Origin of the sequence: Pseudomonas sp. DCA-1 (assembly GCF_046523955.1) — a bacterium.
Classification (GTDB): domain Bacteria; phylum Pseudomonadota; class Gammaproteobacteria; order Pseudomonadales; family Pseudomonadaceae; genus Aquipseudomonas; species Aquipseudomonas putida_Y.
On sequence record NZ_CP169881.1, the window covers coordinates 5,247,602 to 5,257,898 of the forward strand.

A 10,297-nucleotide genomic window follows, 5' to 3' on the forward strand; every position below is an offset into this window, starting at 1 on the left:
CCATCTTTATCCAGTCATCGAGAGCGGGTATCATGCCAACCCTTTTTCGAACTCCAAGATTCGGCCCCACAACAGGGATCACCTATGTCGGCGGTACGCATCGGCCAATACACACTACGTAACAACCTGATCCTCGCGCCCATGGCCGGGGTGACGGATCAGCCTTTCCGTACTCTTTGCCAGCGCATGGGCGCCGGTATGGTGGTGTCGGAGATGGTAAGCAGCGACATGAGCCTGTGGAACAGCCGCAAGTCGAGCCTGCGCCGCATCCATGAAGGTGATCCCGAGCCCCGCTCGGTGCAGATCGCCGGCGGTGATGCGCAGATGATGGCAGCGGCGGCAAAGGCCAACGTCGAGGCAGGTGCCCAGATCATCGATATCAACATGGGCTGCCCGGCAAAAAAAGTCTGCAACAAGGCCGCAGGCTCTGCTTTATTGAGAGATGAAGCCTTGGTCAGCGAGATCCTCCACGCCGTGGTCAGCGCCGTGGACGTACCGGTGACCCTGAAAATCCGCACCGGCTGGGACCGGGCGAACAAGAACGGCCTGAACGTGGCGAAGATCGCTGAACAGGCTGGCATCCAGGCGCTAGCGGTGCATGGCCGCACACGTGCCGACCTGTACACCGGCGAAGCCGAATACGACACCATCGCTGCCATCAAGCAGGCGGTGTCAATCCCGGTTTTTGCCAACGGCGATATCACCTCGCCAGAAAAGGCCCGGGCGGTGCTGGAAACCACCGGGGTCGATGGCCTGTTGATTGGCCGGGCTGCCCAGGGGCGGCCATGGATCTTTCGCGAGATCGAGCATTACCTGCGCACTGGTGAACACCTGCCAGCGCCGCAACTGGACGAAGTGGAACGCATCCTGCTGGAGCACCTGGCCGCGCTGCATGCCTTCTATGGCGATGTGATGGGCGTACGTATCGCCCGCAAGCACGTTGGCTGGTACCTGGCAACACGACCCGGTGGCAAGGAGTTTCGCGCCCGGTTCAACGCTTTGGAAGACACACAAGCGCAGTGCGCCAACGTTCGCGCGTTTTTCAGCGAACGTCGACAGAGCCTTGAGACAGAGGACGGACAAGGGGTGGCCGCATGACGATGATGACCGAGAATTTTGTGAGTGGAACAACGCCCGTGAGCGACAACGCCAACCTGAAACAGCACCTCAACACGCCGAGCGAAGAGGGCCAGACCCTTCGCGACAGCGTCGAGAAGGCGCTGCACAACTACTTCGCCCACCTGGAAGGCGCGACCGTGACGGACGTGTACAACCTGGTGCTCTCCGAAGTCGAGGCGCCCCTGCTCGAAAGCGTGATGAACTACGTGAAGGGCAACCAGACCAAGGCCAGCGAGATGCTCGGGCTGAACCGAGGCACCCTGCGCAAGAAGCTCAAGCAGTACGACTTGTTGTAAGCCAGAATCCCATCCAGAAAAGGCGACTCCCTGAACAGAGGCGCCTTTTTTGCTGACTCCACCGCGTTATTGGAACCCGAAATGACCGACCAGACTACCCGCCTGCCAGTCCGCCGCGCCCTGATCAGCGTCTCCGACAAGACCGGTATCCTCGAATTCGCCCGTGAGCTGCAGCAGCTCGGTGTCGAGATCCTGTCCACCGGCGGCACCTACAAGCTGCTCAAGGACAACGGCGTAAACGCGGTGGAAGTGGCCGACTACACCGGCTTCGCCGAAATGATGGATGGCCGGGTCAAAACCCTGCACCCGAAGATTCACGGCGGTATCCTCGGCCGTCGTGGCACCGACGACGCCATCATGAACGAGCACGGCATCAAGCCGATCGACCTGGTTGCGGTCAACCTGTACCCGTTCGAAGCCACCATTTCCAAGCCTGGCTGTGACCTGCCGACCGCCATCGAGAACATCGACATCGGCGGCCCGACCATGGTCCGTTCGGCAGCCAAGAACCACAAGGACGTGGCCATCGTGGTCAACGCCAGCGACTACGCCGGCATCGTCGAAGGCCTCAAGGCCGGTGGCCTGACCTATGCCCAGCGCTTCGATCTGATGCTCAAGGCGTTCGAGCACACTGCCGCCTACGACGGCATGATCGCCAACTACATGGGCACCATCGACCAGGCCAAGGACACCCTGAGCACCGAGGCGCGCAGCGAATTCCCGCGCACCTTCAACAGCCAGTTCGTCAAGGCACAGGAAATGCGTTATGGCGAGAACCCGCACCAGAGCGCGGCGTTCTATGTCGAAGCCAAGAAAGGCGAAGCCAGCATTTCCACCGCTGTCCAGCTGCAAGGCAAGGAACTGTCATTCAACAACGTGGCCGACACTGACGCCGCGCTGGAATGCGTAAAGAGTTTCGTCAAGCCGGCCTGCGTCATCGTCAAGCACGCCAACCCGTGCGGCGTGGCGGTAGTACCGGAAGACGAGGGCGGCATTCGCAAGGCCTACGACCTGGCCTACGCGACCGACACCGAATCGGCGTTCGGCGGCATCATCGCATTCAACCGTGAACTGGACGGCGAAACCGCCAAGGCCATTGTCGACCGCCAGTTCGTCGAAGTGATCATCGCTCCGAAAATCTCCCAGGCCGCTCGCGACGTGGTGGCTGCCAAGCAGAACGTACGTCTGCTGGAGTGCGGTGAGTGGCCAGCAGAGCGCGCTGCCGGTTGGGACTTCAAGCGCGTCAACGGTGGCCTGCTGGTGCAAAGCCGCGATATCGGCATGATCACCGCCGATGACCTGAAGATCGTCACCAAGCGTGCTCCAACCGAGCAAGAGATCCACGACCTGGTATTCGCCTGGAAAGTGGCCAAGTTCGTCAAGTCCAACGCCATTGTCTATGCCAAGCAGCGCCAGACCATCGGCGTCGGCGCCGGCCAGATGAGCCGCGTCAACTCCGCCCGCATTGCTGCAATCAAGGCCGAGCACGCTGGCCTGCAGGTGCAGGGCGCGGTCATGGCGTCGGATGCATTCTTCCCGTTCCGTGACGGCATCGACAACGCAGCTAAAGTGGGTATCAGCGCCGTGATCCAGCCGGGTGGTTCGATGCGTGATGCTGAAGTCATCGCGGCTGCCGACGAAGCCGGCATCGCGATGGTCTTCACCGGCATGCGCCACTTCCGCCACTAATTACGCGGATCCCGAGGCGAGTCGAAATCCTGTGGGAGCGGGCTTGCCCGCGAATACGATGGTGGGTTCACCGCCGCATTCGCGGGCAAGCCCGCTCCCACAGTGTTCGGCGCAAGCCCCGGGATCACCTGAATCGAGGTTTTGACATGAAAGTTTTGATCATCGGCAGCGGCGGCCGTGAGCACGCCCTGGCCTGGAAAGTCGCCCAGGACCCACGCGTCGAGAAAGTCTTCGTTGCCCCCGGCAACGCCGGTACCGCCATTGAAGCCAAGTGCGAGAACGTCGCCATCGACGTGTGCGCCCTGGACCAATTGGCCGACTTCGCCGAGAAAAACGTCGACCTGACCATTGTCGGCCCGGAAGCACCGCTGGTTATCGGCGTGGTCGACCTGTTCCGCAGCCGTGGCCTGGACTGCTTCGGCCCAACCAAGGGCGCGGCCCAGCTGGAAGGCTCCAAGGCCTTCACCAAGGACTTCCTCGCGCGTCACAAGATCCCGACCGCCGACTACCAGAATTTCACCGAGATCGAGCCCGCGCTGGCCTACCTGCAGGAAAAAGGCGCGCCAATCGTGATCAAGGCCGACGGCCTGGCGGCAGGCAAGGGCGTGATCGTCGCCATGACGCTGGAAGAAGCAGAAGCCGCCGTGCGTGACATGCTGGCAGGTAACGCCTTCGGTGAAGCCGGTTCGCGCGTCGTGATCGAAGAGTTCCTCGACGGCGAGGAAGCCAGCTTCATCGTCATGGTCGACGGCCACAATGTGCTGCCCATGGCCACCAGCCAGGACCACAAGCGCGTCGGCGACCAGGACACCGGCCCGAACACGGGCGGTATGGGCGCCTACTCCCCTGCCCCGGTCGTTACCGCCGACGTGCACCAGCGCGTGATGGACCAGGTGATCTGGCCAACCGTGCGCGGCATGGCCGAGGAAGGTAACGTCTACACCGGCTTCCTCTACGCCGGCCTGATGATCGACAAGGCGGGCAACCCCAAGGTCATCGAGTTCAACTGCCGCTTCGGCGACCCGGAAACCCAGCCGGTCATGCTGCGCCTGGAGTCGAGCCTGGTACTGCTGGTGGAAGCTGCATTCGCCAAGGCCCTGGACAAGGTCGAAGCACAGTGGGACCCGCGCCCGAGCCTGGGCGTGGTCCTGGCAGCTGGCGGTTACCCGGGCGATTACGCCAAGGGCGACGTGATCAACGGCCTGGACGCTGCCGCCAAGATCGAAGGCAAGGTATTCCATGCCGGTACTGCGCTCAAGGATGGCAAGGTAACCACCAACGGCGGGCGTGTGCTGTGTGCCACCGCCATGGGCAGCACCGTTGCCGACGCGCAGCAGCAGGCTTATCGCCTGGCCAAGGAAGTCAGCTGGAACGGCAGCTTCTACCGTTCCGACATTGGCTATCGGGCCATCGCCCGCGAGCGCGGTGAGCACCAGCAGTAAGTACTACCGGTTTGCCGTAGCTGATTCAGCTTGCGGCATCCGGCTCGTCGACAGGGCCCTGCATGGGCCTTGCCTTCGACTTGGCGCGCCGCGCATAGTGGGTACCCGGCACATCGGCCAAGAAGGGATTTCGTAGTGCGTCGGCTTCGGATTGCCTCAGCTCTGATCGTCAGCTTGCTGACCCTGCTCTGCATGTTTCCGGCTGCGGCCGAACATGACGGTGGCTGGACTGTTCTGCTCGACGAACAGGCCAACCTGCAACTGAGCGATGTGCGCTCCGAGCGCTATCGCAACCAGTTCAGCCCACTGCCTCTCGCCGACATTGATGCTGCCCCGGCTGGGCAGGCCCTGTGGTTGCACTATCGTCTGCCTCCAGGTGACCAGGAGCAACTGCTACGGGTATTTGCCCCGGACCTTTCTGGCCTGGACCTCTACGCCCTCGAAGGCGAGCAACTTCTGCGTCAACTGCACCACGGGCGCCAGGCCGGCAATGCCAGCCCGACCCTGCGCGGCAGCGACCACGTATTGCCCCTGCCCAACAGCAGGCAACCGCTGGACATCTACCTGCGCCTGGTCTCAGAGCACCAGCTGCGGCCGGCCATCAGCCTGGAGCCTGCGGCCAAAGCGGCCTCGGACCAACGCCAGCCGCTGCTGTTCGGTATGCTGTTCGGCGGCCTGATCATGCTGATCATGCACAACCTGATCCGCTTCCTCTACACCCGCTCCAGCACCACCCTTATCCTGGCGCTGTACCACGGCCTGATGCTGCTCAGCGGCCTGATCCTGCTGAACCTCAGCGGCCCCTGGTGGCATTTGTGGCACAGTGCGCAAACGCCTGCCGCCTACCTGACACTGGTCCTGGCCGGCCTGTCAGGGCTGTATTTCACCCAACATTTCTTTTCGCCGTGCAATTCGCCACGGCTGAATCGCTTGCTGCAGGGCGAGATGTTGATTGTCGGGCTCAGTGGCCTGGTGCTGCTGTTCGTCGATACCTTGCCACTGAACCTGATGACCTACGCCCTGATGGCGCTGGGCAGCGTGAGCATGCTGCTGGTCAGCAGCTACCACTGGTACAAGGGCTATGCACCCGGGCGCCTGTTCAGCCTGGCCATGGTGGTGTTCAACCTCGGAGGCCTGGTACTGCTGCCAGCCCTGCTGGGCCTGACACGTACCTCGACACCCTGGCTGCTGTGCATCCTGCTGGGCTTGACCGTGGTCAGTGGCCTGCTGCTCAATCTGGCAGTCAGTGAACGGCTGCGGCGTATAAGCGAGGAGCGTTTCAGCGCCAGCCGTGCGCTGGCCGCCAGCGATGCGGAAATCAACGCCAAAGCCGAGTTCCTGGCCAAGATCAGCCACGAAATCCGCACGCCAATGAACGGTGTGCTAGGCATGACTGAACTGCTGCTGGGCACACCGCTGTCGGTGAAGCAGCGTGATTATGTACAGACCATCCACAGCGCCGGCAACGAGCTGCTGACGCTGATCAACGAAATTCTGGACATTTCCAAGCTGGAATCCCGGCAGATCGAGCTGGATGATGTGCAGTTCGACCTTAACGCGCTCATCGAGGATTGCCTTAACATCTTCCGCGCCAAGGCCGAGCAACAGAACATCGAGCTGATCAGCTTCACCCAGCCACAAGTACCGCGGGTCATCAGCGGAGACCCGACGCGCCTGCGCCAGGCCTTGTCGAGCCTGCTGGAAAACGCCCTGAAAAACACCGATCAGGGCGAGATCCTGCTGGTGGTGGCGCTGGATCAACGCGGCGAGGTGCCACGCCTGCGTATCGCCGTGCAGGACAGCGGCGAACCGTTGCCCGCTGCCGACCGTGAAGCCTTGTTGCAGGCCGAGCTGCACAGCCACCACTTCCTTTCCAGCAACAAGCTGGGCGGCCACCTGGGGCTGGTCATCGCCAAACAGCTGATTGGCCTGATGCAGGGTGAGTTCGGCATCAAGAGCAGCACCGGCATGGGCAACACTCTGTGGCTGACCTTACCGCTGGACCCTTCACGCCTGGAACAGCCACCGGCGGACCTCGACAGCCCGCTGCGCGATGCCCGCGTGCTGGTGGTCGACGACAACGATACGTGCCGCAAGGTGCTTGTACAGCAGTGCAGCGCCTGGGGCATGAACGTCAGCGCGGTGCCGTCGGGCAAGGAGGCCCTGGCCCTTTTGCGCACCAAGGCGCACCTGCGCGACTACTTCGACGCGGTCCTGCTGGACCAGAACATGCCCGGCATGACCGGCATGCAGCTGGCCGCCAAGATCAAGGAAGACCCGAGCCTGAACCACGACATTCTGGTGGTGATGCTCACCGGCATCAGCAATGCGCCGAGTAAAGTCATCGCGCGCAACGCCGGGGTCAAGCGAATACTGGCCAAGCCGGTGGCCGGCTACACGTTGAAGACCACCCTGGCCGAAGAGCTGGCCCAGCGCGGCCGGGAACAGGCGATGCCTGCCAGCCTGCCGGACATCCCTCAGGCGCTTGACCTGCCAGGCGATTTCCGCGTGCTGGTCGCCGAAGACAACAGCATCTCGACCAAGGTGATCCGCAGCATGCTCGGCAAGCTCAACCTCAGGCCCGATACTGCCTGCAATGGCGAAGAGGCCTTGCAGGCAATGAAAACGCAGCATTATGACCTGGTGTTGATGGACTGCGAGATGCCGATACTGGACGGTTTTTCGGCCACCCAGCAGTTGCGGGCCTGGGAAGCTGAAAACCAGCGCCAGCGCACGCCGGTGGTTGCACTGACTGCGCACATACTGGCCGAACACAAGGAACGCGCGCGGCTGGCGGGCATGGACGGGCACATGGCCAAGCCGGTGGAGTTGTCGCAGTTGCGCGAGCTGATTCAATACTGGGCCAATCAACGGGAAGTCAAGGCGGACCCGGCACATACGTCCTGACCGATATCCAATGCTCTTGCAGGAGCGGCCTCGCGACACAAGGCCGCGCCGGCATAAACCCCAAGGAACACTGCTCATGCTCCATGAGTTGTTCAGCGTCTACTTGAAAATGCTCGTGCTCTACAGCCCGTTTTTCGTGCTGTCGTGTTTCATCAGCCTGACCCGTGGCCACTCCAGCAAGGAGCGCAAGCAACTGGCCTGGAAGGTCGCGTTCGCAGCCTTGGTCGCCAGCGTGATGCTGTACCTGTTCGGGCGGGCGATCTTCGGTATTTTCGGCATCACCGCCGATGCCTTCCGCATTGGTGCCGGCAGCGTGCTGTTCATTTCAGCCCTGGGCATGGCCCAGGGCAAGCCGGCGGTACAGGCCGACAACGTGCAGCAGGATGTGACCATCGTACCGCTGACCATTCCGCTGACGGTTGGCCCCGGTACCATCGGTGCGCTGTTGGTGATGGGGGTAAGCCAGCCGCACTGGGATGAAAAACTGCTGGCCATCGTCAGCATTGCCCTGGCCAGCTTTACCGTAGGCCTGGTGCTGTATCTATCGCACGGTATCGAGCGCCTGCTCGGTGACCAGGGTTTGCAAATCGTCAGCCGCCTGATGGGGCTATTCGTCTGTGCCCTGGCAGCACAGATCATCTTTACCGGGATTCGCGGTTACCTGCTGCCCTGAGCTTTCCAAGCCGGGCGCCTACAATTTCAGCTCAAGGATAGCCTTGCCATTTTGCTTGTCGACACTGGCCTGGGCCCGCTTGCGGTAGTCCTCGCGGAACCCCTGCAAGTTGAAGTGGATCACTTCGACACGCATGTCCAGGATTTTTACTTCACTGCTCAACTGCATGAACAGGAAGTCCTTGGAGGTCTTTTTCATCGACATTTCCATGTGGACCAACACCATGTCGATGAAGCCGCTCGACTGCTGAGAGCAAGGCAGCAACTGAAAACGTCCAACAGCTTTCGAGACTGCCCGGGATTCAAACGCGGTCAAGGTCTGGCTGTGATTACGCAGTGCCTGAAGCGACGACTGGGCAGATTGATAATGACCGGCGGAGCCTTTCTGACGAACCTGGGCAAGAGCCTGCTCGGCAAGGCTGGACCTGTCCGGCCCCGGTCGAGTCGCAGTAGGCGCGAGCTTGCCATCAAAGCCCAGAAACGCGAGGTTACGCCAGTAGTTCCTGAACCAGTCCGGCTCCAGGCCTTCGTTATAGTCCCCCCAGGCAACTTGCTGGGCAAACGCATTGGCCAACAGGATATCGTCACGGGCTTCGCGGCTAACACCTGGCAAGAATGACAGCAGGCTGCTGTGTACGAGTTTGCCACTGGCGGCATTTAGATTGAATTCACTCATCGTCGACTCCTGATGATGTCGCAAGTTTTACCTGGCTGCGGTACTGCAATTGCTTGACCTTGATAGAGTCATGCAAGCCTGCACTTATCGAACTGATCACCTTTTCATGGGTGAAATAACTGGCATCGAACTGCTGAGTGGCATGGGCACTTGCAAGATTCAGCGGCTGCCACAGCCAATCCGTCGCCAGGTTCTCTGCTGTGCTAAAGCCCAACTCAGTGCTGAGGACGTCTGAATTGGCCAGTATCAGGCGCAACTCCATACGTACATGGCTCATGCCTTTATCGTCCGGGGACCGAACACATTCCGCCCATAACAACTGTTCTATGCCACCGTCTGGTTGGGCGGAATAGGCGTCGAGGCATTTGGCTACCGACCCCTGCAGGGCGCTGGGCACACCTGCCAAGAGACTGCTCCGCAGTATCTTCCACGGCTCACAGGCCACTGCGGGTGCAGCAGGCACAGCGCTGGAATGCAAGGTCGCGACAGTGCAGCCGAAGTTACCCTGAATTCGCAGATATTCCTTGTGCCACCCAGCGTCCTGAAGGGCGTGCCCCTTGTTAGCGGTCAGGTAGGCTGCCAGTTGAACATCCAACAGTGCTTCTACTCGTGAAGCACTGACGGAGTTGTCGATCAATACCAGGCTGTTGCCGTTCAACCACAAAGTGTAATTGGCGTGCATCAGTATGCCCTCCAGGCCTGTCGACGCCATGTCGACAGGCCAACTTCATAGTCAGAGTTCCAGTGCCAGCAGGACCTGCAGGGCATTGTCGTCAAGTTTGGTTTCTACAATGGCGCGAACTTTGTCGTATTGGCGCTTATCGAAATTCAACACCGCACCACAGGCAAAATTGGAGGTGCCGCTGCTTTCCCACTTGGCCAAAAGATAGTTGGCAGACTTGTCAGGCTTGGCGTCGGTCTGGATCGCACTGACCAGCATCGCCACCTGACCTTGGCCAGTTTGCTCGCACTTGACCAGGCTCAGCTCGGTTCGGTCATCCTCCACCGACTTGCGATCGAGCAACTCGACGTTTTTGGTACTGGCGGCCAAGGCTGAAACAACCGTTTTGCCAAGATTGTCCAGGGCGGTTGCCACATCGCCAGTGAAAACGCCATATGCTGCCTGCAAGCCCTTGCCTAGCAGGTTGCTGATCTCAAGGTGCATATTGCGTTCAGTAATCTGCTGTACATCGACATTGGTCGGCGCCCAGCCCATCTTGGACATCAGGTAGATGTAGTGCTTGAACCAAAGCTGTGTTTCACGGATGGGGTCATGCTGCCTGTTGGCACCTTGCGTTGCCAGGGCATGACAGGCCTTTGCAGCATCGCGGTTTTGCTCCCCCATTTGGTCGGGGAACACGAACAGATTCTTGTCCGGCAGAACCTGAAGCTGAAGCTTTTCTTTATCGGTCGTCATGGGAAGGTCTCCAGGAAGGGTACGGTTGAAGCCAAATGGCTCCAGCCGCAAACCTACCGGTGACCTTTCCATCAATCTG

The 10,297-nt window shown here is 60.7% G+C and carries 9 protein-coding genes; 6 read left to right on the plus strand and 3 right to left on the minus strand.

The annotated features are described in order from the left end of the window. Positions 1-84: 84 nt before the first annotated feature. From dusB to ACE4QZ_RS24770, 6 genes are all read left to right on the plus strand, one after another. The gene (dusB, locus tag ACE4QZ_RS24745) at positions 85-1,098 is read left to right on the plus strand and encodes a tRNA dihydrouridine synthase DusB (RefSeq protein WP_021784408.1); all 1,014 of its coding nucleotides are present in this window, start codon (positions 85-87) and stop codon (positions 1,096-1,098) included. Beyond that, positions 1,095-1,415: a DNA-binding transcriptional regulator Fis gene (fis, locus tag ACE4QZ_RS24750; RefSeq protein WP_003249693.1), complete on the plus strand. Its 321-nt coding sequence runs from the start codon at positions 1,095-1,097 to the stop codon at positions 1,413-1,415. Before dusB ends, fis begins: the two co-directional genes overlap by 4 nt. A gap of 81 nt (positions 1,416-1,496) precedes the next feature. Next, on the plus strand, positions 1,497-3,104 hold the full coding sequence (gene purH / locus ACE4QZ_RS24755) for a bifunctional phosphoribosylaminoimidazolecarboxamide formyltransferase/IMP cyclohydrolase (RefSeq protein WP_003249687.1): 1,608 nt from the start codon (positions 1,497-1,499) through the stop codon (positions 3,102-3,104). A gap of 146 nt (positions 3,105-3,250) precedes the next feature. Continuing rightward, positions 3,251-4,546: a phosphoribosylamine--glycine ligase gene (gene purD, locus ACE4QZ_RS24760; protein ID WP_021784409.1), complete on the plus strand. Its 1,296-nt coding sequence runs from the start codon at positions 3,251-3,253 to the stop codon at positions 4,544-4,546. A gap of 135 nt (positions 4,547-4,681) precedes the next feature. Continuing rightward, entirely contained in the window at positions 4,682-7,453 is a 2,772-nt protein-coding gene (locus ACE4QZ_RS24765) for a response regulator (protein WP_410480258.1), read from the plus strand. A gap of 76 nt (positions 7,454-7,529) precedes the next feature. Further along, positions 7,530-8,126, plus strand: a complete 597-nt coding sequence (locus tag ACE4QZ_RS24770; protein ID WP_014592545.1) for a MarC family protein — start codon at positions 7,530-7,532, stop codon at positions 8,124-8,126. 18 nt (positions 8,127-8,144) lie between these two features. On the opposite strand, the gene ACE4QZ_RS24775 is transcribed toward ACE4QZ_RS24770, so the two are convergent. Genes ACE4QZ_RS24775 through ACE4QZ_RS24785 form a run of 3 tightly spaced genes read right to left on the minus strand, consistent with a single transcriptional unit; the run spans position 8,145 to position 10,290 of the window. Further along, on the minus strand, positions 8,145-8,801 hold the full coding sequence (locus tag ACE4QZ_RS24775) for a hypothetical protein (RefSeq protein ID WP_021784411.1): 657 nt from the start codon (positions 8,799-8,801) through the stop codon (positions 8,145-8,147). Then, entirely contained in the window at positions 8,794-9,483 is a 690-nt protein-coding gene (locus tag ACE4QZ_RS24780; RefSeq protein ID WP_028697863.1) for a hypothetical protein, read from the minus strand. The genes ACE4QZ_RS24775 and ACE4QZ_RS24780 overlap by 8 nt, the downstream gene beginning before the upstream one ends. A 51-nt stretch (positions 9,484-9,534) precedes the next feature. Next, the gene (locus ACE4QZ_RS24785; RefSeq protein ID WP_173401669.1) at positions 9,535-10,290 is read right to left on the minus strand and encodes a hypothetical protein; all 756 of its coding nucleotides are present in this window, start codon (positions 10,288-10,290) and stop codon (positions 9,535-9,537) included. Between the last annotated feature and the right edge of the window lie 7 nt (positions 10,291-10,297).